The organism is Escherichia sp. WS2035 (assembly GCF_046487065.1).
Classification (GTDB): Bacteria; Pseudomonadota; Gammaproteobacteria; order Enterobacterales; family Enterobacteriaceae; genus Escherichia; species Escherichia coli.
The window spans coordinates 214201-237901 of record NZ_JBJQKD010000008.1; the positions used below are offsets into that span (position 1 = coordinate 214201).

Below are 23701 nucleotides of genomic sequence, written 5' to 3' on the forward strand. Positions count from 1 at the left end.
TTTCCTTATATGCTTATTTGTACTTTGAACCTTTCGATTCTGAAAAAATTGCGCACGATACGTCTCAATTGTACACATTCAGCCTGCGATAGCACCAACAACCTGTAATACTTCGTCACGCGCCTGTTCTGGTTTTTCACTGTCAAGCCAGTGAACCCCTTCCCAACCACGCAGCCAGGTTATCTGCCGCTTCGCCAACTGTCTCGTGGCGCAAACACCTCGATAAACCATTTCATCGTATGAGATTTCGCCTTCAAGGTAAGACCACATCTGGCGATAACCCACGCAACGAATGGAAGGCAAATCCGTATGCAAATCTCCTCGGGCAAAAAGCGCCCGGACTTCTGCTTCAAAACCTGAAGCCAACATCTGATGAAAACGCTGCTCAATTCGTTGATGGAGCAGTTCACGGCTCGCCGGGGCGATGGCGAACTGATGCACCTGATACGGTAGAGCGTCTCCTGACGTTTGCGTCAGTTCCGTTAAAGTTTTACCCGAAATGAAAAAAACTTCCAGTGCCCGGGAAAGCCTTTGTGGATCATTTGGATGAATCCTTGCTGCCGCAACCGGATCTACCTCCTGAAGTTGACGATGCAATGACTCCCAACCTTGCTCTGCCGCCTGTTGCTCAATTCTGGCCCGTACTTCCGGGTCCGCCGACGGTAGCGGCGACAACCCTTCCAGCAATGCCTTGAAATACAACATCGTACCGCCCACTAATAGTGGGATCCGCCCCGCCGCGGTGATATCGGCCATTTCCGCCAGCGCATCGCGGCGAAAATCAGCAGCCGAGTAAGCCTGCGACGGATCGCGAATATTCAGCAATCGGTGCGGCGCGGCGAGTAACTCTTCAGCGTTCGGCTTCGCCGTCCCGATATCCATCCCTTTGTAAATAAGGGCAGAATCAACGCTTATCAACTCTACTGGTAAAATTTTACGCAGCTCAATGGCTAACGCTGTTTTACCGGAGGCCGTCGGCCCCATCAAAAAAATCGCCTTAGGCAGGCTCGCCTTACTGATATCACTCATCTTTCAGGGCTTTTATCGCCGGATGTAAATCAACAGATTGTAACAGACCACCCGGCGGCGTTTTCACAAGTTGCGGACATAACCGTTCCACGTCCGCCAGCAGGGTTATGGCCTGTGCCATTGACCACTGCGCATGTTCGCTCATCAGATTTCGTGCAATCCACTGCGCAATATTGCCAGGTTCGAATACGGACTGCTTCGCCAGGTAGCCTATCAGTTCAGGAATCAAGATTTGTAAATTTTGTTGGCGTAAGGGTAAAGGCACGGCCCTGATGGTCACATGCTGCGCATCGGACTGGAAATCAATACCCAATTCCGCCAGGGCAGACTGCGCTTTTTCTAATGCCGATTTTTCTTCGCCAGAAACTTTTAGCCGCAACGGAATAAGCAGCGGTTGGGCGCAAACTGGCACTTCACCCGGCGTCAATTGTGCCTGACGCAGCCAACGTTCTGCCACTGGCAAGGATAAAAGTGAAATGTTGCCATCGCGCTCAAGCAACGCACAGTCGGAATGGACGATAGTCAGTACCCGACCAAAACTCTGACTGTTCGCCGCAAGTGCAGGTTCCTGCGGTTCTGGCGCTTTTGGTTTTTGCATCGGCGCGGGCGTTTGCAAAAGCTGGCGATACACTTCACCTTGCTGTTTCTGGTAACCTGGCTGCGCATTCGGCCAGGGGGCAGCCGGACGACTGCCTGAGGAGGGCGCAGGAGTGTAACGCGGAGCTACTGGCTCACGAACTGCCGGTTCAGCAAAATGATTGCGCCCCGCCGCCACGCGATTTTCCGGAATGGCACGCGGTGCAGGTTGTGGTTCATCGTCCAGCGGTAGCGGCGTTTCCAGTTGCTGTTGTAGCACGCTCAGCACGCCCTGATAGATAAAGTCATGCACCAGACGCGACTGATGGAAACGCACTTCGTGTTTGGCAGGGTGCACGTTGACGTCCACCTGATGCGGGTCGATCTCCAGATACAACACAAATGCCGGTTGCTGATCGGCCCCCAGTTTGTCTTCGCAGGCCTGGCGGATCGCGTGATTGATCAGGCGATCGCGCATCATGCGACCGTTCACGTAGCAATACTGAATTTCTGCCAGTGCGGGCGTGGTGTGATTTGGATCGGCCACCCAGCCGCGCAGCGTGAGATCGCCGTGTTGCCATTCAATCGCCAGCGCTTGTTCGAGAAAAGCGGTGCCGCAAATCGCGCCTAAGCGCCGTTCTTTTTGCCCGCCTTCCGGCACTGCGCGGTACTGGCGTACAATTTTGCCGTTATGCGACAGGTTGATAGTGACGTCGAAACGCGCCAGCGCAATGCGGCGGATGATTTCATCGATATGGTTAAATTCGGTTTTCTCGGTGCGCAGGAATTTGCGCCGCGCCGGGGTGTTGTAGAACAGGTCCAGCACCTCCAGCGTCGTTCCCACCGGATGCGCCGCCGGTTTAACCGTCACGTCCATATTGCGCCCTTCGGCATAAGCCTGCCAGGCTTCCTGCTGTTCTGCGGTGCGTGAAGTGAGCGTCAGGCGGGAAACCGAACTGATACTCGCCAGTGCCTCACCGCGAAAGCCCAGGCTGATAATGGCTTCGAGATCGTCCAGAGAGGCGATTTTACTGGTGGCATGACGCGCCAGCGCCAGTGCCAGCTCATCTTTTTTGATACCGCAGCCGTTATCACGAATGCGGATAAGTTTCGCCCCACCGCGTTCGATATCAATATCGATACGCGTCGCACCTGCATCGAGGCTGTTTTCCACCAGTTCTTTGACTACCGACGCAGGTCGCTCGACCACCTCACCTGCGGCAATCTGGTTCGCCAGTTGTGGCGGTAAGACCTGAATTGGCATCAATCGTCCTTAGTTTGGCAGCGTGCGATCTGGCGTCGTCACCGTACTGGCCGTTTGTGCCGTTGCACCCTGCGGCGCAGATTGCATCGGATGCGCAAGGAAGTAATTGCGCAGGCCTTTGTAAATGGCTTCTGCCAGCTGTTGTTGGTAATCGTCGCTCGCCAGCAAACGTTCTTCGCTGTTGTTACTGATAAAACCGGTTTCGACCAGTACTGACGGAATATCCGGCGAACGCAGAACGCCGAGACTCGCGTGTTCTGGTCGGCGTTTATGTATTTCGCCAATGCGTTGCAACTGACTGATCATACTGGTCGCTACATCATACCCTACCCGCTGGGAATGACCGAACTGTAAATCCAGCACCGCCTGGCTTAAATAGGGGTCGGCCTGACTGTTCGCCAGCACATCACCCGCCCCGCCCAGCAGCTCCGACTGCTTCTCATGCTGTTCCAGCCAGCTGGCCATTTCGCTGTTGGCGCGACGGTTTGAGAGCACCCATACAGAGGCACCGGTGGCACTACGGTTTGGTGCGGCATCGGCATGAATCGACACAAGGAAATTGGCGTTTTGCTTACGTGCCACATCACTGCGCCCCATCACCGAGATAAAGTAATCCCCGTCACGGGTTAAAACGCCCTTAAACATCGGATCGTTATTGAGCAAGGTACGTAATTTACGCGCAATGGCGATGGTGACATTTTTCTCCCGTGTACCACCAGGGCCGATAGCGCCAGGGTCCTGACCGCCGTGTCCGGCATCAATAGCGATGATAATTTTATCGCCTGTGTTAGCCGTCGCGCGCGCTGCCGGACGCGTTACCGTATTACTGCTGATAACACCCGTAGTGCGGTTACTTTCCGTTTTAAACGGATTGCGCGCCGGTTCGCTGACGCGCGGTGCGACAACCGCAGGCGTTTCAACGCGTTTCGCAACCATTGGCGGAGGCGATGGCGGCGCATCGGCGTTAATCGTAAAGACAACAGTGTAATTGCTGCCATTCTGCCGCTTCACCGCTTCGGTTTTACCGTTTTCGGTGAGATCGACCACCAGCCGTAGCGTTTGTGCATCTTTAGGCGTTCCGGAGCGAATCGCTTTCACCAGGTTATTACCGCTAAACAACAACGGCAGCCCCTGAATTACCCCCGTTTGTTTGATATCGAGCGCCACGGTGCGTTTGCTTTGATGGCTAAACGCATAATCAGGATCGCCAATAAAACTCAACGTTATCCGCGCCTGTTGATTACCGTTAGAAACCTGAATATCAGAGAGCGTCGCGGCCCCCGCCTGCGCGCACAGCAGCAGCAACGTCGCTACTAACCAATTTCTGATGCGATACATCATCCCGCCACCTTTCAAAGGTTAACCGGCTAAACGCGCCAGCAACAATTCACCCGCAGAGGAAACCGCACTCACGCGCGCCTCACGGCCTTGTGCCTGATAATCAATGTGTATTTCGACATCCGGGTCAGGAAGAACACCTGTACCTTGTTGTGGCCACTCCACCAGGCAGATGGCATCGTTGGCAAAATAATCGCGGATCCCCATAAACTCCAGCTCCTCGGGATCGGCAAGGCGGTACAAATCAAAGTGATAAACCATTAAATTGTCGAGCGTATAGGGTTCGACCAGCGTATAAGTGGGGCTTTTGACATTACCCTGATGACCCAGAGCCTGTAAAAAGCCCCGGCTAAAGGTGGTTTTACCTGCGCCTAAATCGCCATACAGATAGATTACGGTTGCGCCATCGCAGGCTTTCGCTACCCGCTCGCCCAGGTCTAATGTTGCCTGCTCATCAGGGAGCGGAATTACTCGATTCATCATGGTTTTTATCAGTCACTTCCGGGTTAACAATACGCTGTAGCGTGGAAAAGAGATCGGTTGCCAGCATCCCGCGCGTTCCAAAACGCGCCGCCAGTACGTCAGCTGCCGCACCGTGCGCGACACAGCCCGCACAGGCTGCATCATAAGGGCTCATTTTTTGCCCAAGCAATGCGCCAATAATACCAGAGAGCACATCGCCCATGCCGCCGCTCGCCATGCCTGCATTTCCGGCATCAATAATGCCTAAAGCGTCAGGATGGGCGGCGACCACGGTTCCGGCACCTTTCAGCACCGCTACGCCGCCATAACGTTGTACCAGACGTTGGGCGCAATGTAAGCGGTCACTTTCAATTTCAGCGACGGAACATCCTAACAACCGTGCGGCCTCACCAGGATGCGGCGTGATCACGCGATTGTGACGCTTATCGGGATTGATTGCCAGCAGGTTCAATGCATCGGCATCCCACAACATCGGTTTGCGAAAATTCTCAACTTTTTGCAGGGCTTTTTTCCCCCACTCTTGCTGGCCCAGACCGGGACCAATCACCACCACATCGGCCCATTCCAGGCTTTCGGTAAGAGAGCCCATAGTCAGTTCATGCACCATCAATTCCGGTCGTGCAGTCAGCAGCGGCGCAATGTTCTCACTGCGGGTCAGTACTCGGACTAAACCAGCACCAGCACGCAGCGCCGCTTCCCCCGTCATACGAATAGCCCCCGCCGTGCCGTGATCGCCACCAATAATCACCAGCCGCCCGTGATCGCCTTTATGCGAAGTCGGGCGACGCGGTATCAGCCACTGAGAAAGTTGTTCTGCCGAAAACCGCTGAATTTTCGTCTCCTGACCTGCCAGCCATCTATCCAGCCGCAGTGAGTCAAAATGCAGTTGTCCGGTAACATCCCGCGCTTTTCCAGTGAGCAAACCTGGTTTCAGCGCAATAAAAGTGATGGTGTGATCGGCGTTGATTACCGCGCCTGGCGTAGCGCCGGTTTCAGCCAGAAGGCCGGAAGGGATATCAACCGCCACAATCGGCGCAGGATGGGAATTAGCGTGGTCGATTAACTGGCTAATGGATTCGCGGGGCGCTTGCTGCAAACCGGTGCCGAGCAGCGCATCGACAATCAGATCTACCGATTCGGGCCAGACAATATTCGAAGCATGGATCTCGCCTCCCGCGTTTAACCATGCTTCGCGTGCCAGCGCGGCCTCTTCCGGCAACGGTTTGTCACTTTCCTGGGCCAGCAGCGTGACATCAATACCGATCGCTTTGGCCAGCCGCGCGACCACGTAGCCATCGCCGCCGTTATTACCATGACCGCACAGCACCAGCCAGTGGCGGGCGTCAGGATAAGCCGAACGACACACCTGGAATGCGGCTTCGCCAGCGCGAAGCATCAGCTCATAGAGTGTGAGCCCCAGCGCATCTGCCGCCTCGCGTTCTCCGCGGCGGATATCGTCGGCGTACCAGACGGTGTGTGGTATACTTACGGGGTTTTTCTTCATTGTATGGTCCGTCATGTCAGAGCCCCTCGATCTCAATCAGTTAGCGCAAAAAATTAAACAGTGGGGGCTGGAACTGGGCTTTCAGCAGGTAGGTATTACCGATACCGATCTCAGCGAGTCCGAGCCCAAACTGCAAGCATGGCTGGACAAACAATACCACGGCGAAATGGACTGGATGGCGCGTCACGGTATGCTGCGTGCTCGTCCTCACGAATTATTGCCCGGTACGCTGCGCGTGATCAGCGTGCGGATGAATTACCTTCCTGCTAACGCCGCATTTGCCAGCACGCTGAAAAATCCCAAACTCGGCTATGTTAGCCGTTATGCGCTGGGCCGTGACTATCACAAGCTTCTGCGCAACCGACTCAAAAAGCTGGGCGAGATGATTCAGCAACATTGTGTTTCGCTGAATTTTAGACCGTTTGTCGATTCTGCGCCTATTCTCGAGCGCCCGTTAGCTGAAAAAGCAGGTCTTGGCTGGACAGGTAAGCACTCACTTATCCTCAATCGCGAGGCCGGTTCGTTCTTCTTTTTAGGCGAATTGCTGGTCGATATTCCGCTGCCCGTGGATCAACCAGTCGAGGAAGGATGCGGTAAATGCGTGGCCTGTATGACGATTTGCCCGACCGGTGCCATCGTCGAGCCATATACCGTCGATGCTCGCCGCTGTATCTCTTATCTCACCATCGAACTGGAAGGGGAGATCCCGGAAGAGTTGCGACCGTTAATGGGAAACCGTATTTACGGTTGCGATGACTGCCAGCTTATCTGCCCGTGGAATCGCTATTCGCAACTCACTACAGAAGACGATTTCAGCCCGCGTAAGCCGCTACACGCACCGGAACTCATTGAGTTATTCGCCTGGAGTGAAGAGAAGTTTTTAAAAGTCACGGAAGGTTCGGCGATTCGCCGTATAGGTCACCTGCGTTGGCTGCGTAATATCGCCGTAGCATTAGGCAATGCCCCCTGGGATGAAACGATTTTGACAGCGCTGGAAAGTCGTAAAGGTGAGCACCCACTTCTTGATGAGCACATAGCGTGGGCGATTGCGCAGCAAATCGAGAGACGAAATGCGTGCGTGGTCGAAGTGCAATTACCGAAAAAACAGCGTCTGGTTCGGGTGATTGAAAAAGGGTTACCGCGTGACGCCTGATTCATCCACAGCTTGTGAATAAAAATAAAAACGCATTGCAATTCAAGCCGGAAAAAATCGTCAAGTGATCGATACGACAAAACGAAATCTTAATTTTTAACTTATCTATCAATAGGTTAAAAAAATACTATTCACCGTGCGAAGTTTCTTTGAAATTAAGATTACGGCCTGAGGCTGTGGATAACTCTGTTTACAAGAGTTTGTCAGAGACAACAAAAACCAGCAATAACGCATCGCGTCGCTGTGGATATTTTATTGAGAGAAGAATTTGGAGCGGGAAACGAGACTCGAACTCGCGACCCCGACCTTGGCAAGGTCGTGCTCTACCAACTGAGCTATTCCCGCTTGGGTGGTCTGTGCTTTACAGCACTTTCAAATTTTGGAGCGGGAAACGAGACTCGAACTCGCGACCCCGACCTTGGCAAGGTCGTGCTCTACCAACTGAGCTATTCCCGCTTGGGTGATCTGTGCTTTGCAGCACTTTTCAAATTTTGGAGCGGGAAACGAGACTCGAACTCGCGACCCCGACCTTGGCAAGGTCGTGCTCTACCAACTGAGCTATTCCCGCGTACTACTTAATTTTGCTTTCGTAATTTTCGCATTTCTGCGTCGTTACGGGAGGCGCATTATACGAGAAATCTTTCCCTCTGCAACCCCCCTAAAAAATTTTTTTTGAGTTTTTATCTCAAGTGCTGAAATTATCAGCAAGGCGTTCAATTTAGCGTCAAAATCACGCCGCCGCAAGTGGATTCCGGCGCTTACGTGACCAGGAAAAATTTTACAGCTTGATAAAATGCTCGCGGTAGTAAGCCAACTCCGCCACCGATTCACGGATATCATCCATCGCCTGATGCGTCCCCTGCTTGGTAAAGCCGTCAAGAATTTCCGGCTTCCAGCGGCGCGCCAGCTCTTTCAGGGTGCTAACATCGAGATAGCGGTAGTGGAAGTAGGCTTCCAGCTCCGGCATGTATTTAAACAGGAAGCGACGGTCCTGACCGATGCTGTTACCACAAATCGGCGATTTTCCCGCAGGCACCCACTGTTTTAAGAATTCGAGCGTTGCCAGTTCAGCTTCACGATCGCCCATCGTGCTCGCTTTCACACGCTCTACCAGCCCGCTGGCGGTATGGGTGCGCACGTTCCAGTCATCCATCAGCGCCAGCTGTTCATCGGACTGATGTACTGCAATGGTCGGCCCTTCTGCCAGAATATTCAGGTTGGCATCGGTCACCAGCGTGGCAATCTCAATAATGCGATCGCGCTCGGGATCCAGACCGGTCATCTCAAGATCGATCCAAATCAGGTTGTTTTCATTGGCACTCATGCTATTTTCCACCCATTCACAGTGACTATATTGATCCACAATTGCGTGTATCATAGATGTTTTGCCCATCAGGGGCGACCAGGAGTCTGTACGATTGAGTAAAAATAAACTCTCCAAAGGCCAGCAGCGCCGCGTGAACGCCAATCACCAGCGTCGTCTTAAAACGTCTAAGGAGAAGCCCGACTACGACGACAATCTGTTTGGCGAGCCTGATGAAGGTATCGTCATCAGCCGCTTTGGTATGCACGCTGATGTGGAATCCGCCGATGGCGACGTTCACCGCTGCAATATTCGCCGTACCATCCGTTCGTTGGTGACCGGCGACCGCGTAGTCTGGCGTCCGGGTAAACCGGCGGCGGAAGGCGTAAATGTCAAAGGGATCGTGGAAGCGGTGCATGAGCGCACCTCAGTGTTGACGCGCCCGGATTTCTACGACGGTGTGAAACCTATTGCTGCCAACATCGACCAGATTGTCATTGTCTCCGCCATTTTGCCGGAGCTGTCGCTCAATATTATCGACCGTTACCTGGTGGCCTGCGAAACCTTGCAGATTGAGCCGATTATTGTGCTCAACAAGATAGACCTGCTGGACGACGAAGGCATGGAGTTCGTCAACGAGCAGATGGATATCTACCGCAATATCGGTTATCGCGTATTGATGGTTTCCAGTCATACTCAGGATGGGCTGAAACCGCTGGAAGAGGCGTTGACCGGGCGCATCAGCATTTTTGCCGGGCAGTCTGGCGTTGGCAAATCCAGCCTGCTGAACGCGTTGCTGGGTCTGCAAAAAGAGATCCTGACCAACGATGTCTCTGACAACTCGGGGCTTGGTCAGCACACCACGACCGCCGCACGACTGTATCACTTCCCGCACGGCGGTGATGTGATTGATTCCCCAGGTGTGCGTGAGTTTGGTCTCTGGCACCTGGAGCCGGAACAAATCACTCAGGGCTTTGTCGAATTCCATGACTATTTAGGTCTGTGTAAATATCGCGATTGCAAACACGATACCGATCCGGGCTGCGCTATCCGGGAAGCGGTTGAGGAAGGGAAAATCGCGGAAACCCGTTTCGAAAACTATCACCGTATTCTGGAAAGCATGGCGCAGGTAAAAACGCGTAAAAACTTTTCTGATACGGATGACTGACAATTAAGCTAACCGTCGTTAGAATCGTCCCCTTTTTTTCAGGATCCGGCATGTAGGCCGGATCAGGAACGACAAAACAATGGCCTGGAGGCTACCTTGTTAAATTCATTTAAACTTTCGCTACAGTACATTCTGCCGAAACTATGGCTTACTCGCCTGGCGGGTTGGGGCGCAAGCAAGCGGGCAGGATGGCTGACAAAACTGGTTATCGATCTGTTCGTTAAATACTACAAGGTCGACATGAAAGAGGCGCAAAAGCCGGACACCGCCAGCTACCGCACCTTTAACGAATTCTTTGTCCGTCCGCTGCGTGATGAAGTACGCCCAATCGATACCGATCCGAATGTCCTGGTTATGCCTGCCGATGGCGTTATCAGCCAGTTGGGTAAAATCGAAGAAGATAAAATCCTGCAAGCCAAAGGCCACAACTACAGCCTCGAAGCCCTGCTGGCAGGCAACTATCTGATGGCGGATCTCTTCCGTAACGGTACGTTTGTGACCACTTACCTCTCCCCACGTGACTACCACCGCGTACACATGCCGTGCAACGGTATTCTGCGTGAAATGATCTACGTGCCGGGCGATCTCTTCTCCGTTAACCATCTCACGGCTCAGAACGTGCCGAATCTGTTTGCCCGTAACGAACGCGTGATCTGCCTGTTCGATACCGAATTTGGCCCGATGGCGCAGATTCTGGTCGGTGCGACGATTGTAGGCAGCATTGAGACGGTATGGGCGGGCACCATTACGCCGCCGCGCGAAGGCATCATCAAGCGCTGGACCTGGCCTGCCGGGGAAAACGACGGTTCTGTGGCACTGCTGAAAGGCCAGGAAATGGGTCGCTTTAAACTAGGCTCTACCGTTATCAACCTGTTTGCACCAGGTAAAGTGGACCTGGTTGAGCAACTGGAGAGCCTGTCTGTCACGAAAATTGGCCAGCCGCTGGCAGTATCTACCGAAACCTTTGTTACGCCAGATGCTGAACCAGCCCCGCTTCCTGCTGAAGAGATCGAAGCAGAACACGACGCCAGCCCATTGGTTGACGATAAAAAAGACCAGGTCTAATCCATCAAAGGAAACGCTGACGTGCGCCTGATTATCACTTTTCTGATGGCCTGGTGCCTCAGTTGGGGGGCGTACGCCGCGACGGCCCCCGATAGCAAACAAATCACCCAGGAACTGGAGCAGGCAAAAGCGGCGAAACCTGCGCAGCCGGAAGTCGTAGAGGCGCTCCAGTCTGCCTTAAATGCGCTTGAGGAACGAAAAGGTTCCCTTGAGCGCATCAAGCAATATCAAGAAGTCATTGATAATTACCCGAAACTTTCCGCCACTCTGCGCGCGCAGTTAAACAACATGCGTGACGAGCCACGCAGCGTGTCGCCGGGAATGTCTAACGATGCGCTGAATCAGGAAATTCTCCAGATCAGCAGTCAGTTGCTGGATAAAAGCCGTCAGGCCCAGCAAGAGCAGGAGCGCGCCCGCGAGATTGCCGATTCCCTGAATCAACTGCCGCAACAGCAAACCGATGCCCGCCGTCAGTTGAATGAAATCGAGCGCCGCCTGGGGACGCTTACCGGCAATACCCCGCTCAATCAGGCACAAAATTTCGCGTTGCAGTCTGACTCCGCACGTCTGAAAGCGCTCGTTGATGAACTGGAGCTGGCGCAGCTATCTGCCAATAACCGCCAGGAATTAGCGCGCTTGCGCTCAGAGCTGGCCGAAAAAGAGAGCCAGCAGCTGGATGCATATTTGCAAGCACTACGCAACCAGTTGAATAGTCAACGCCAACTGGAAGCGGAACGGGCGCTGGAAAGTACCGAGCAACTGGCGGAAAGTAGCGCCGATTTGCCAAAAGATATCGTCGCCCAGTTTAAAATTAACCGCGAACTATCGGCGGCACTGAATCAACAGGCGCAGCGGATGGATCTCGTTGCCTCGCAACAGCGTCAGGCTGCCAGCCAGACGTTACAGGTCCGGCAGGCGTTGAATACGCTGCGTGAACAGTCGCAATGGCTGGGATCATCTAACCTGCTCGGCGAAGCGTTGCGGGCGCAGGTGGCACGGCTACCGGAAATGCCAAAACCACAACAGCTTGATACCGAAATGGCGCAGTTACGTGTGCAACGGTTACGTTATGAGGATCTGCTTAATAAACAGCCGCTGCTACGGCAAATCCATCAGGCCGACGGTCAGCCGCTGACCGCTGAGCAAAACCGTATTCTGGAAGCACAGCTACGCACTCAGCGTGAGTTGCTGAACTCATTGTTGCAGGGTGGCGACACGCTACTGCTGGAGCTGACCAAGCTGAAAGTCTCCAACGGGCAACTGGAGGATGCACTGAAAGAGGTGAACGAAGCGACGCACCGCTATCTGTTCTGGACCTCTGACGTGCGCCCGATGACCATCGCCTGGCCGCTGGAAATCGCCCAGGATCTGCGTCGTCTCATTTCGCTGGACACCTTCAGTCAGTTGGGCAAAGCCAGTGTGATGATGCTGACCAGTAAAGAGACGATTTTGCCGCTGTTTGGCGCGTTGATTCTGGTCGGTTGCAGTATTTACTCGCGCCGCTATTTCACCCGTTTTCTTGAACGTTCGGCGGCGAAAGTCGGCAAAGTGACTCAGGATCACTTCTGGCTGACGTTACGCACTCTTTTCTGGTCGATTCTCGTCGCGTCACCGCTGCCTGTGCTGTGGATGACGCTGGGTTACGGCTTGCGCGAGGCGTGGCCTTATCCGCTGGCGGTCGCGATTGGTGATGGCGTAACAGCCACCGTGCCGCTGCTGTGGGTAGTGATGATTTGCGCCACCTTTGCTCGCCCGAACGGCTTGTTTATCGCTCATTTTGGCTGGCCGCGCGAACGTGTTTCCCGTGGGATGCGTTACTACCTGATGAGCATCGGGCTTATTGTGCCGCTGATTATGGCGCTGATGATGTTCGATAACCTCGACGACCGCGAATTTTCCGGTTCGCTGGGACGGCTTTGCTTTATCCTCATTTGCGGTGCGCTGGCGGTGGTCACCCTCAGCCTGAAAAAGGCCGGGATCCCGCTGTATCTCAACAAAGAAGGCAGCGGCGACAACATTACCAACCATATGCTGTGGAACATGATGATTGGCGCACCTCTGGTTGCCATTCTGGCGTCGGCGGTGGGTTATCTGGCAACGGCGCAGGCGCTGTTAGCGAGGCTTGAAACCTCGGTTGCCATCTGGTTCCTGCTACTGGTGGTTTATCACGTTATCCGCCGCTGGATGCTGATCCAGCGCCGCAGGCTGGCGTTTGACCGGGCAAAGCATCGCCGGGCAGAGATGTTAGCGCAGCGTGCGCGTGGCGAAGAGGAAGCGCATCATCACAGTAGCCCGGAAGGAGCAATTGAAGTCGATGAAAGCGAAGTCGATCTCGATGCCATCAGTGCGCAATCCTTGCGGCTGGTGCGCTCAATTTTGATGTTGATCGCCCTGCTTTCGGTCATTGTGCTGTGGTCAGAAATCCATTCCGCTTTCGGCTTCCTCGAAAATATTTCGCTGTGGGATGTCACTTCCACGGTACAGGGCGTAGAAAGCCTGGAGCCGATTACCCTCGGTGCGGTGCTGATTGCCATTCTGGTGTTTATCATCACCACGCAGCTGGTGCGCAACCTGCCCGCGCTGCTGGAACTGGCGATTCTGCAGCACCTGGATTTAACGCCGGGTACGGGCTACGCCATCACCACCATCACCAAATATCTGCTGATGCTAATTGGCGGGCTGGTCGGCTTCTCGATGATTGGTATTGAGTGGTCGAAATTGCAGTGGCTGGTCGCCGCGCTCGGTGTTGGTCTCGGTTTTGGTTTGCAGGAAATTTTCGCCAACTTTATCTCTGGCCTGATTATCCTGTTCGAAAAACCGATTCGCATTGGCGATACGGTAACGATCCGCGATCTTACCGGTAGTGTGACGAAAATTAACACCCGCGCCACCACCATCAGCGACTGGGACCGCAAAGAAATTATCGTGCCGAACAAGGCGTTTATTACCGAGCAGTTTATCAACTGGTCGCTCTCTGACTCGGTCACGCGCGTGGTGTTGACGATTCCGGCCCCTGCCAATGCCAACAGTGAAGAAGTGACGGAAATCCTGCTCACCGCAGCGCGTCGCTGCTCGCTGGTGATCGACAACCCGGCGCCGGAAGTCTTCCTGGTGGATCTGCAGCAGGGGATTCAGATTTTCGAGCTGCGTATTTACGCCGCTGAGATGGGTCACCGTATGCCGCTACGCCATGAGATTCACCAGCTGATTCTGGCTGGCTTCCACGCCCACGGTATCGATATGCCATTCCCGCCCTTCCAGATGCGTCTGGAAAGCCTGAATGGTAAACAAACGGGGAGAACATTAACTTCTGCGGGCAAAGGTCGTCAGGCGGGAAGTTTGTAAGGTCTTTGTGGCCGGATGAACCCATCCGGCTCACAAGCAAAACTGATAGCGCAGAAAAAACTGCCACAACCAGTAGCCGAAAATAGCCAGCGCGGTGGCGTACATAAACCAGCCGCGTTTTTTTCGCCACAAAGCGAACCAGAGAAAAGGGAAAAAGAGCGGTAACGTCATTATCACACCGACATCGCGAGTATCGTCATCTTCGAGATACATCAAAACATCACAGACGTTGTTAATCCCGCGTCCATCAATCATCCACTCTTTGTCCAGCGCGGAGGTAATGGTTATCCAGAGGAACGCCACAATGAACCAGATGCAGCACAAGACAGACATGCGCGCACTCATGAGGTAACCCATAGTTTAATTTCGCTATAGCGCATACGAAATCTCACTAATTCCCTGTCATTACGCCCTATCGTCAGGCCGACGATAGGGCATTTGATTACTCAGCCACCCACTGCGGATTTTTTACCACTCTGCTGCAATAGTTCTGGTAAATCGCCATCGCTAACAGCGAGAAGAAGACAGGGCCGCCAATCATCCACAATGTGCTGTCCCAGTCTCCGGCTTCAACCACAGGTTGAATGATGGTGAAGACGTTCGCAAATGTCACCACCAGTACGACAACCACTGTCGCAATCATTGCCGACATACGCGTTTTGAAAATCACAAACGGTCTGTCGAGATCCTGACGTGCTTTAAAGAACGGGAAAGCCAGCGCGAGGAACAGGTAAGGAAGCGTCATAGACACGTTCGCCATCAGCGTCAGCTTGTTAAAGAACGCCGATGCGGTACCGCCACCAAACGAAACCAGCAGGATGAAGACAGTAACCAACCCACACTGCATCCACATGGCGATAGACGGCATCCCCATCGCATTCAGGCGCGTCATCGGTTCCGGCCACAATGCTTTCGGCGTCCCCTGGATGATGGCTTTCAGCGGTGAATAGCAAAGCGTAAAGAACGCACCGGTATAAGCGAGGAACATCGACAGTCCGGTAATACGCGCAAACCATACGCCCAGCGACAATGACGCTTCAGGTGACAAATGCAGTGCGTTACCCAGCGTCACCCCGAGGCTCTTCATCAGCACATAGGTAATATTGCCGAGGTTAACGGAACCATTACTTAATACCTGCTGCCAGTTTGTGCTGACGCCCCATAAAAATATTGCCAGCGAATAACCGATTGAAATAACAATAGCGGCAAAAACAATACCTTTGGCAAAGTTCTTTTCTGGATTTTCCGTTTTATCAACCAGACCACCAACCGCTTCAATTCCGCCATAGGCAAAAATGGCAAATACCACAAACGATAGCATTGCCAGACCGGACTGATAACCTGGGTTCGGTGATGCAAGGAAATTAATATCCTGCGCGAAATGCCCACCATTTAATAACAAAATAGTAATGCTTACTAACAGCAATACTAAATTCAGACACATTACTGCAATACCGCCCACCGCAGTAATGCGGGCAATTTTATTAATCCCTTTTGAAGCAACGACGGTGACCAGAATCATCCATGCCACTGCCAGCAGACCAACCACCTGCGTAGGCTCCAGTCCGGCAATATGCCAGTGCTGGGTCATGTCGCTACCGTAGAGGAATGTTGAGAACGGTACCCAAACTTTCGCGGAGGTACTCACCATCCAGATGATATAAGAGGAAAACCACATAAACGTACCAATGAAGGCAAAACGTGGTCCGACACTATTATTCATCCAGGAATAGATACCGCCTTCTTCTTTGCGATAAGCAGCTCCCATTTCAGCCATCATTAAGGCGAATGGAATAAAGAATAACAATGCAGAAAATATATAAAAGGAAATCGCACTATAACCCATTAAGTAATAAGCCGATGGGCTATTGGCAAATCCAAATACAGAAGTAAAGATCATCAATATGAGTCCTATCAGACTCATCTTTTTTATCGAGTGAGGCATGAAACCATCCTTCATTTCAGCGCGTGTATAAAACGCGCCCACTGAACTGCACTGCCCAACATTGAGCGGGCAGCGTAAAAACCAATACAGAATTGATACCTGGATGATATCAAATATCCAGTCTTAAATTGTGGCCTTTAGCGGAAAAATGAAAACATATGCTACAGAATGGCGCTTATCACGCCATTCTTCGCTGTTAATTCAGTAATTTTTCAGAATTATGCCCGGTCAACGCTAAAGGCGATGACTTCAGCCAGTGTCTCCGCGCCCAGCGCCAACATCACCAGACGATCAACACCTAATGCCACGCCGGAACAGTCAGGCATACCGACTTTCAAGGCTTCAATCAGATTCTGGTCAATGGGGTGCTGCGGCAAACCGCGCGCCGCGCGCTTACGGTTATCTTGTTCAAAGCGTTGTTGCTGCTCACGGGCATCCGTCAATTCATGGAAACCATTCGCCAGCTCAATACCTTTATAATAAACCTCAAAGCGTTCAGCGACCCGATGATCTTCGGTACTGATTTGCGCCAGTGATGCCTGGCTGGCTGGAAAGTGGTACACAAAGGTCGGTTTTTCTTTGCCAATATTTGGCTCTACGCCAAAGGTAAACAGCAATTGTAGAAGCGTGTCGCGGTCTTCTTCAGTATCGGCAACGTTGCTCAAATCCAGTTTCGCTGCCACTTCCCGCAGTTGCGTTTTGTCGGCAGAGAGTGGGTCAATTTCCAGATAACGCAAGAAAGCTTGTTGATAAGAAAGGCTTTCTGCTGCCGGACAGTCCAGCACCTGTTGCAAGAGATCGTCCACCTCGTTCATCAACCGGTACATATCATAGTGCGGTCGATACCACTCAAGCATAGTGAACTCAGGGTTGTGATAACGCCCCATCTCTTCATTACGGAAGCTGCGGCACAGCTGGAATACCGGCCCACAACCGGCAACCAGCAGGCGCTTCATATGGTATTCCGGGCTGGTCATTAACCAGAGATTCATCCCCTGCGAATGCCCGGGGCCAACGAAACGTGTCTCAAACGGGACCAAATGAATATCGGTTACCGTCGCCTGGCTCATACAAGGCGTCTCCACCTCCAGCACTCCACGATCGGCAAAGAAACGACGGATCTCCGCCATAATCGCCGCGCGTTTTAATAAGTTAGGAATGGATGCGCTCGGCTGCCAGGATGCCGTTTCGCTCATAGTTAAATCTCCAGTTTTTGACAAGGGCACGAAGTCTACTCGCAACGCGACGGCGAGACAAATTTTACGCAGGAATAACACAACGGTGGGCAGTGACTAAAAAAAGCACGATCTGATGGTTTAGTAATTAAATTAATCATCTTCAGTGATAATTTAGCCCTCTTGCGCACTAAAAAAATCGATCTCGTCAAATTTCAGACTTATCCATCAGACTATACTGTTGTACCTATAAAGGAGCAGTGGAATAGCGTTCGCAGACCGTAACTTTCAGGCACTTACCCTGAAGTACGGGGCTGTGGGATAAAAACAATCTGGAGGAATGTCGTGCAAACCTTTCAAGCCGATCTTGCCATTGTAGGCGCCGGTGGCGCGGGATTACGTGCTGCAATTGCTGCCGCGCAGGCAAATCCAAATGCAAAAATCGCACTAATCTCAAAAGTATACCCGATGCGTAGCCATACCGTTGCTGCAGAAGGGGGCTCCGCCGCTGTCGCGCAGGATCATGACAGCTTCGAATATCACTTTCACGATACAGTAGCGGGTGGCGACTGGTTGTGTGAGCAGGATGTCGTGGATTATTTCGTCCACCACTGCCCAACCGAAATGACCCAACTGGAACTGTGGGGGTGCCCATGGAGCCGTCGCCCGGATGGTAGCGTCAACGTACGTCGCTTCGGCGGCATGAAAATCGAGCGCACCTGGTTCGCCGCCGATAAGACCGGCTTCCATATGCTGCACACGCTGTTCCAGACCTCTCTGCAATTCCCGCAGATCCAGCGTTTCGACGAACATTTCGTGCTGGATATTCTAGTTGATGATGGTCATGTTCGCGGCCTGGTAGCAATGAACATGATGGAAGGCACGCTGGTGCAGATCCGTGCTAACGCGGTCGTTATGGCTACCGGCGGTGCAGGTCGCGTTTATCGTTACAACACCAACGGCGGCATCGTTACCGGTGACGGTATGGGTATGGCGCTAAGCCACGGCGTTCCGCTGCGTGACATGGAATTCGTTCAGTATCACCCAACCGGTCTACCAGGTTCCGGTATCCTGATGACCGAAGGCTGCCGCGGTGAAGGCGGTATTCTGGTCAACAAAAATGGCTACCGTTATCTGCAAGATTACGGCATGGGCCCGGAAACTCCGCTGGGCGAGCCGAAAAACAAATATATGGAACTGGGTCCACGCGACAAAGTTTCTCAGGCCTTCTGGCACGAATGGCGTAAAGGCAACACCATCTCCACGCCGCGTGGCGATGTGGTTTATCTCGACCTGCGTCACCTTGGCGAGAAAAAACTGCATGAACGTTTGCCGTTCATCTGCGAACTGGCGAAAGCGTACGTTGGCGTCGATCCGGTTAAAGAACCGATTCCGGTACGTCCGACCGCACACTACACCATGGGCGGTATCGAAACCGATCAGAACTGTGAAACCCGCATTAAAGGTCTGTTCGCCGTGGGTGAATGTTCCTCTGTTGGTCTGCACGGTGCGAACCGTCTGGGCTCCAACTCGCTGGCGGAACTGGTGGTCTTCGGTCGTCTGGCCGGTGAACAAGCGACAGAGCGTGCAGCAACTGCCGGTAATGGCAACGAAGCGGCAATTGAAGCGCAGGCAGCTGGCGTTGAACAACGTCTGAAAGATCTGGTTAACCAGGATGGCGGCGAAAACTGGGCTAAGATCCGCGACGAAATGGGCATGGCCATGGAAGAAGGCTGCGGTATCTACCGTACGCCGGAACTGATGCAGAAAACCATCGACAAGCTGGCAGAGCTGCAGGAACGCTTCAAGCGCGTGCGCATCACCGACACTTCCAGCGTGTTCAACACCGACCTGCTCTACACCATTGAGCTGGGCCACGGTCTGAACGTTGCTGAATGTATGGCGCACTCCGCAATGGCACGTAAAGAGTCCCGCGGCGCGCACCAGCGTCTGGACGAAGGTTGCACCGAGCGTGACGACGTCAACTTCCTCAAACACACCCTCGCCTTCCGCGATGCTGATGGCACGACTCGCCTGGAGTACAGCGACGTGAAGATTACTACGCTGCCGCCAGCTAAACGTGTTTACGGTGGCGAAGCGGATGCAGCCGATAAGGCGGAAGCAGCCAATAAGAAGGAGAAGGCGAATGGCTGAGATGAAAAACCTGAAAATTGAGGTGGTGCGCTATAACCCGGAAGTCGATACCGCACCGCATAGCGCATTCTATGAAGTGCCTTATGACGCAACTACCTCATTACTGGATGCGCTGGGCTACATCAAAGACAACCTGGCACCGGACCTGAGCTACCGCTGGTCCTGCCGTATGGCGATTTGTGGCTCCTGCGGCATGATGGTTAACAACGTGCCAAAACTGGCATGTAAAACCTTCCTGCGTGATTACACCGACGGTATGAAGGTTGAAGCGTTAGCTAACTTCCCGATTGAACGCGATCTGGTGGTCGATATGACCCACTTCATCGAAAGTCTGGAAGCGATCAAACCGTACATCATCGGCAACTCCCGCACCGCGGATCAGGGTACTAACATCCAGACCCCGGCGCAGATGGCGAAGTATCACCAGTTCTCCGGTTGCATCAACTGTGGTCTGTGCTACGCCGCGTGCCCGCAGTTTGGCCTGAACCCAGAGTTCATCGGTCCGGCTGCCATTACGCTGGCGCATCGTTATAACGAAGATAGCCGCGACCACGGTAAGAAGGAGCGTATGGCGCAGTTGAACAGCCAGAACGGCGTATGGAGCTGTACTTTCGTGGGCTACTGCTCCGAAGTCTGCCCGAAACACGTCGATCCGGCTGCGGCCATTCAGCAGGGCAAAGTAGAAAGTTCGAAAGACTTTCTTATCGCGACCCTGAAACCACGCTAAGGAGTGCAACATGACGACTAAACGTAAACCGTATGTACGGCCAATGACGTCCACCTGGTGGAAAAAATTGCCGTTTTATCGCTTTTACATGCTGCGCGAAGGCACGGCAGTTCCGGCTGTGTGGTTCAGCATTGAACTGATTTTCGGGCTGTTTGCCCTGAAAAATGGCCCGGAAGCCTGGGCGGGATTCGTCGACTTTTTACAAAACCCGGTTATCGTGATCATTAACCTGATCACTCTGGCGGCAGCCCTACTGCACACCAAAACCTGGTTTGAGCTGGCACCAAAAGCGGCCAATATCATTGTAAAAGACGAAAAAATGGGACCAGAGCCAATTATCAAAAGTCTCTGGGCGGTAACTGTGGTTGCCACCATCGTAATCCTGTTTGTTGCCCTGTACTGGTAAGGAGCCTGAGATGATTAATCCAAATCCAAAGCGTTCTGATGAACCGGTATTCTGGGGCCTCTTCGGGGCCGGTGGTATGTGGAGCGCCATCATTGCGCCGGTGATGATCCTACTGGTTGGTATTCTGCTACCGCTAGGGCTGTTTCCAGGTGATGCGCTGAGCTACGAGCGCGTTCTGGCGTTCGCGCAGAGCTTCATTGGTCGCGTATTCCTGTTCCTGATGATCGTTCTGCCGCTGTGGTGTGGTTTACACCGAATGCACCACGCGATGCACGATCTGAAAATCCACGTACCTGCGGGTAAATGGGTTTTCTACGGTCTGGCTGCTATCCTGACAGTTGTCACACTGATTGGTGTCGTTACAATCTAACGCATCGCCAATGTAAATCCGGCCCGCCTATGGCGGGCCGTTTTGTATGGAAACCAGACCCTATGTTCAAAACGACGCTCTGCACCTTATTAATTACCGCCTCTTGCTCCACATTTGCCGCCCCTCAACAAATCAACGATATTGTGCATCGCACAATTACCCCGCTTATAGAGCAACAAAGGATCCCCGGTATGGCGGTAGCGGTAATTTATCAGGGTAAACCTTATTACTTTACCTGGGGCTATGCGGACATCGCCAAAAAGCAGCCCGTCACACAGCAAACGTTGTTTGAGTTAGGTTCGGTCAGCAAAACATTTACGGGCGTGCTTGGTGGCGACGCTATTGCTCGAGGGGAAATCAAGTTAAGCGATCCCACAACAAAATACTGGCCTGAACTTACCGCTAAACAGTGGAATGGGATCACACTATTACATCTCGCAACCTACACCGCTGGCGGCCTGCCATTGCAGGTGCCGGATGAGGTGAAATCCTCAAGCGACTTGCTGCGCTTCTATCAAAACTGGCAGCCTGCATGGGCTCCAGGAACACAACGTCTGTATGCCAACTCCAGTATCGGTTTGTTCGGCGCACTGGCTGTGAAGCCGTCTGGTTTGAGTTTTGAGCAGGCGATGAAAACTCGTGTCTTCCAGCCACTCAAACTCAATCATACGTGGATTAATGTACCGTCCGCAGAAGAAAAGAACTACGCCTGGGGATATCGCGAAGGTAAGGCAGTACATGTTTCGCCAGGGGCGTTAGATGCTGAAGCTTATGGTGTGAAGTCGACCATTGAAGATATGGCCCGCTGGGTGCAAAGCAATTTAAAACCCCTTGATATCAATGAGAAAATACTTCAACAAGGGATACAACTGGCACAATCTCGCTACTGGCAAACCGGCGATATGTATCAGGGTCTGGGCTGGGAAATGCTGGACTGGCCGGTAAATCCTGACATCATCATTAACGGCAGTGACAATAAAATTGCACTGGCAGCACGCCCCGTAAAACCGATTACGCCCCCAACTCCTGCAGTACGCGCATCATGGGTACATAAAACGGGGGCGACCGGCGGATTTGGTAGCTATGTCGCGTTTATTCCAGAAAAAGAGCTGGGTATCGTGATGCTGGCTAACAAAAACTATCCCAATCCAGCGAGAGTTACCGCCGCCTGGCAGATTCTCAACACTCTACAGTAAAATTTCATCGGGTCCGAATTTTCGGACCTTTTCTCCGCTTTTCCTTGCTGTCATCTACACTTAGAAAAAAACCAGTAAGGAAACATTTATGCGCCTGCTCCCTCTCGTTGCCGCAGCGACAGCTGCATTTCTGGTCGTTGCCTGCAGTTCTCCTACACCGCCGCGTGGCGTGACCGTAGTGAATAATTTCGACGCTAAACGCTATCTCGGCACCTGGTATGAGATTGCCCGTTTTGATCACCGCTTTGAACGTGGACTGGAAAAAGTCACCGCAACATACAGCCTGCGTGATGACGGCGGCCTGAATGTCATTAATAAAGGCTATAACCCTGACAGAGAAATGTGGCAGCAGAGTGAAGGGAAAGCGTACTTTACCGGCGCACCAACTCGCGCTGCGCTGAAAGTGTCATTCTTTGGTCCTTTCTATGGCGGTTATAACGTTATTGCACTCGATCGGGAATACCGCCATGCGCTGGTTTGCGGCCCGGACCGCGACTACCTGTGGATACTCTCCCGCACGCCAACCATTTCTGACGAAGTGAAACAGGAGATGCTGGCAGTCGCGACCCGGGAAGGGTTTGATGTCAGTAAGTTTATTTGGGTACAGCAGCCCGGTAGTTAATGAGTGCTGAGTTTCAGACCAATAATCCCCAATACGATTAACGCCAGACTCGCCAGACGCATCGGGTTAGCGGACTCACCGAGCAACACAATGCCGGTGATGGCCGCGCCGACTGCGCCAATACCCGTCCACACGGCATAAGCCGTCCCTACTGGTAACGATTTCATCGCCCAGGCAAGTAGCGCCATACTGACAATCATCGCCGTCACGGTAATAACACTTGGCGTCAAACGACTAAAGCCGTGGGTATATTTCAGGCCAACGGCCCATACCACTTCCAGCAGACCAGCAATAACTAAGATAATCCAGGACATATCAGGCTCCGGAAAATTGGGGCCGTCCCCGGTGAAAAGACGCGTTTGCAGGTCGTCCTGCAAAGCTGATGGTTGAACGGATATTTTGCCAGGTGGCAGGGGAATTTCAACTATTACCTATGTAACTATCGCAGAAAAAACAAACGGCACGACACAGCTGTCGTACCGTTATTGCTTATTGCTGCGCTTTCGTTGCTGCGCCAGAAATCGCGTTACCGCCATCAGAAATGTCTTCACCAACGCCACGCGTGGTGTTGCAGGCAGTTAATACTGTTGAAAGCACCAGAACAGAAAAGATCGCTGCAATTGTCTTCTTCACCATAACGTCTTCCTTTTAGGTAATGTTATTTATGTTTGCCTATAGCAAATTAATAATAGACAACATCGCCAAAAATGACGGAAATCTGATGATTTTTCGGAAGAGAAGAAAAATTAGCTGGCAGCGCGGGAGATGGAGTTGCCGAGGTGTTTGATATCTTCGCCGAAACCTCGAGCGGTGTTACAGCCCGTAAGCAGCGTGCTGGCAAGCAAAACAAGAACGATAAGGCGTTTCATCATCTCTAA

Annotated in this window: 23 protein-coding genes and 3 tRNA genes; 10 read left to right on the forward strand and 16 right to left on the reverse strand. The window is 52.8% G+C overall.

The genetic code is table 11. The features are described 5' to 3' along the window. Nucleotides 1-78: 78 nt before the first annotated feature. Genes miaA through nnr form a run of 5 tightly spaced genes read right to left on the reverse strand, consistent with a single transcriptional unit; the run spans nt 79 to nt 6209 of the window. On the reverse strand, nt 79-1029 hold the full coding sequence (gene miaA, locus ACJHX4_RS15345) for a tRNA (adenosine(37)-N6)-dimethylallyltransferase MiaA (RefSeq protein WP_001280359.1): 951 nt from the start codon (nt 1027-1029) through the stop codon (nt 79-81). Next, complete coding sequence (gene mutL, locus ACJHX4_RS15350) at nt 1022-2869, reverse strand: DNA mismatch repair endonuclease MutL (protein WP_001296676.1); 1848 nt, start codon at nt 2867-2869, stop codon at nt 1022-1024. The genes miaA and mutL overlap by 8 nt, the downstream gene beginning before the upstream one ends. Nucleotides 2870-2878: 9 nt before the next feature. Beyond that, nucleotides 2879-4210 carry an N-acetylmuramoyl-L-alanine amidase AmiB gene (amiB, locus tag ACJHX4_RS15355; protein ID WP_000990282.1) on the reverse strand — a complete coding sequence of 444 codons (1332 nt, stop codon included), beginning with the start codon at nt 4208-4210 and terminating at the stop codon, nt 2879-2881. Between the two features lie 18 nt (nt 4211-4228). After that, complete coding sequence (tsaE, locus tag ACJHX4_RS15360; RefSeq protein WP_000981977.1) at nt 4229-4690, reverse strand: tRNA (adenosine(37)-N6)-threonylcarbamoyltransferase complex ATPase subunit type 1 TsaE; 462 nt, start codon at nt 4688-4690, stop codon at nt 4229-4231. Beyond that, nucleotides 4662-6209: a bifunctional ADP-dependent NAD(P)H-hydrate dehydratase/NAD(P)H-hydrate epimerase gene (gene nnr, locus ACJHX4_RS15365; RefSeq protein WP_001296674.1), complete on the reverse strand. Its 1548-nt coding sequence runs from the start codon at nt 6207-6209 to the stop codon at nt 4662-4664. Before nnr ends, tsaE begins: the two co-directional genes overlap by 29 nt. Between nnr and queG the strand changes: the two genes are divergently transcribed. Then, the gene (gene queG / locus ACJHX4_RS15370; protein ID WP_001294229.1) at nt 6208-7347 is read left to right on the forward strand and encodes a tRNA epoxyqueuosine(34) reductase QueG; all 1140 of its coding nucleotides are present in this window, start codon (nt 6208-6210) and stop codon (nt 7345-7347) included. The two genes, nnr and queG, sit on opposite strands and share 2 nt — an antisense overlap. Here queG and ACJHX4_RS15375 read toward each other — a convergent pair. The 5 genes from ACJHX4_RS15375 to orn form a co-directional block, all read right to left on the reverse strand. Continuing rightward, the gene (locus ACJHX4_RS15375) at nt 7330-7383 is read right to left on the reverse strand and encodes a hypothetical protein (RefSeq protein ID WP_010723271.1); all 54 of its coding nucleotides are present in this window, start codon (nt 7381-7383) and stop codon (nt 7330-7332) included. The genes queG and ACJHX4_RS15375 overlap by 18 nt on opposite strands. Before the next feature lie 233 nt (nt 7384-7616). Beyond that, nucleotides 7617-7692, reverse strand: a tRNA-Gly gene (locus tag ACJHX4_RS15380). 35 nt (nt 7693-7727) lie between these two features. After that, nucleotides 7728-7803 (reverse strand) — tRNA-Gly (locus ACJHX4_RS15385). 36 nt (nt 7804-7839) lie between these two features. After that, nucleotides 7840-7915: transfer RNA gene (locus tag ACJHX4_RS15390), tRNA-Gly, on the reverse strand. A gap of 210 nt (nt 7916-8125) precedes the next feature. Next, nucleotides 8126-8671, reverse strand: a complete 546-nt coding sequence (gene orn, locus ACJHX4_RS15395) for an oligoribonuclease (RefSeq protein ID WP_001295188.1) — start codon at nt 8669-8671, stop codon at nt 8126-8128. A gap of 94 nt (nt 8672-8765) precedes the next feature. Between orn and rsgA the strand changes: the two genes are divergently transcribed. The 3 genes from rsgA (at nt 8766) to mscM (ending at nt 14228) form a co-directional block, all read left to right on the forward strand. Then, nucleotides 8766-9818, forward strand: coding sequence for a small ribosomal subunit biogenesis GTPase RsgA (gene rsgA / locus ACJHX4_RS15400; protein ID WP_000041976.1), 1053 nt, complete (start codon nt 8766-8768; stop codon nt 9816-9818). A gap of 96 nt (nt 9819-9914) precedes the next feature. Beyond that, complete coding sequence (gene asd / locus ACJHX4_RS15405; RefSeq protein ID WP_000934914.1) at nt 9915-10883, forward strand: archaetidylserine decarboxylase; 969 nt, start codon at nt 9915-9917, stop codon at nt 10881-10883. A gap of 21 nt (nt 10884-10904) precedes the next feature. Beyond that, nucleotides 10905-14228 carry a miniconductance mechanosensitive channel MscM gene (mscM, locus tag ACJHX4_RS15410; RefSeq protein WP_001236825.1) on the forward strand — a complete coding sequence of 1108 codons (3324 nt, stop codon included), beginning with the start codon at nt 10905-10907 and terminating at the stop codon, nt 14226-14228. Nucleotides 14229-14258: 30 nt separating this feature from the next. Here the strand turns inward: mscM and ACJHX4_RS15415 are convergent, their stop codons facing one another. The 3 genes from ACJHX4_RS15415 to epmA all read right to left on the reverse strand — a co-directional run bounded on the left by ACJHX4_RS15415 (nt 14259) and on the right by epmA (nt 17369). After that, nucleotides 14259-14573 carry a YjeO family protein gene (locus ACJHX4_RS15415; protein WP_001276183.1) on the reverse strand — a complete coding sequence of 105 codons (315 nt, stop codon included), beginning with the start codon at nt 14571-14573 and terminating at the stop codon, nt 14259-14261. 97 nt (nt 14574-14670) lie between these two features. After that, on the reverse strand, nt 14671-16173 hold the full coding sequence (yjeM, locus tag ACJHX4_RS15420) for a glutamate/gamma-aminobutyrate family transporter YjeM (protein WP_001296672.1): 1503 nt from the start codon (nt 16171-16173) through the stop codon (nt 14671-14673). A gap of 218 nt (nt 16174-16391) precedes the next feature. Further along, nucleotides 16392-17369: an elongation factor P--(R)-beta-lysine ligase gene (gene epmA, locus ACJHX4_RS15425; RefSeq protein WP_000004771.1), complete on the reverse strand. Its 978-nt coding sequence runs from the start codon at nt 17367-17369 to the stop codon at nt 16392-16394. 324 nt (nt 17370-17693) lie between these two features. On the opposite strand from epmA, the gene frdA reads away from it, so the two are divergent. From frdA to blc, 6 genes are all read left to right on the forward strand, one after another. Next, nucleotides 17694-19502, forward strand: a complete 1809-nt coding sequence (gene frdA, locus ACJHX4_RS15430) for a fumarate reductase (quinol) flavoprotein subunit (RefSeq protein WP_001192980.1) — start codon at nt 17694-17696, stop codon at nt 19500-19502. Continuing rightward, entirely contained in the window at nt 19495-20229 is a 735-nt protein-coding gene (gene frdB, locus ACJHX4_RS15435; protein WP_000829498.1) for a fumarate reductase iron-sulfur protein, read from the forward strand. Before frdA ends, frdB begins: the two co-directional genes overlap by 8 nt. Before the next feature lie 10 nt (nt 20230-20239). Further along, entirely contained in the window at nt 20240-20635 is a 396-nt protein-coding gene (gene frdC / locus ACJHX4_RS15440; protein WP_000208757.1) for a fumarate reductase subunit FrdC, read from the forward strand. Nucleotides 20636-20645: 10 nt separating this feature from the next. Further along, nucleotides 20646-21005, forward strand: a complete 360-nt coding sequence (frdD, locus tag ACJHX4_RS15445; RefSeq protein WP_000609663.1) for a fumarate reductase subunit FrdD — start codon at nt 20646-20648, stop codon at nt 21003-21005. A 62-nt stretch (nt 21006-21067) separates the two neighbouring features. Further along, nucleotides 21068-22201, forward strand: coding sequence for a BlaEC family class C beta-lactamase (locus ACJHX4_RS15450; RefSeq protein WP_001296671.1), 1134 nt, complete (start codon nt 21068-21070; stop codon nt 22199-22201). An 88-nt stretch (nt 22202-22289) separates the two neighbouring features. After that, nucleotides 22290-22823 (forward strand): lipocalin Blc, encoded by a 534-nt coding sequence (gene blc / locus ACJHX4_RS15455; protein WP_001238369.1) that lies wholly within the window; start codon nt 22290-22292, stop codon nt 22821-22823. On the opposite strand, the gene sugE is transcribed toward blc, so the two are convergent. The 3 genes from sugE to ecnA form a co-directional block, all read right to left on the reverse strand. Beyond that, on the reverse strand, nt 22820-23137 hold the full coding sequence (sugE, locus tag ACJHX4_RS15460) for a quaternary ammonium compound efflux SMR transporter SugE (protein WP_000118482.1): 318 nt from the start codon (nt 23135-23137) through the stop codon (nt 22820-22822). The two genes, blc and sugE, sit on opposite strands and share 4 nt — an antisense overlap. A 175-nt stretch (nt 23138-23312) precedes the next feature. Further along, nucleotides 23313-23459 carry a lipoprotein toxin entericidin B gene (gene ecnB / locus ACJHX4_RS15465; protein ID WP_000239596.1) on the reverse strand — a complete coding sequence of 49 codons (147 nt, stop codon included), beginning with the start codon at nt 23457-23459 and terminating at the stop codon, nt 23313-23315. Nucleotides 23460-23569: 110 nt separating this feature from the next. Then, nucleotides 23570-23695 (reverse strand): lipoprotein antitoxin entericidin A, encoded by a 126-nt coding sequence (gene ecnA / locus ACJHX4_RS15470; protein ID WP_000977757.1) that lies wholly within the window; start codon nt 23693-23695, stop codon nt 23570-23572. Nucleotides 23696-23701 lie beyond the last annotated feature (6 nt).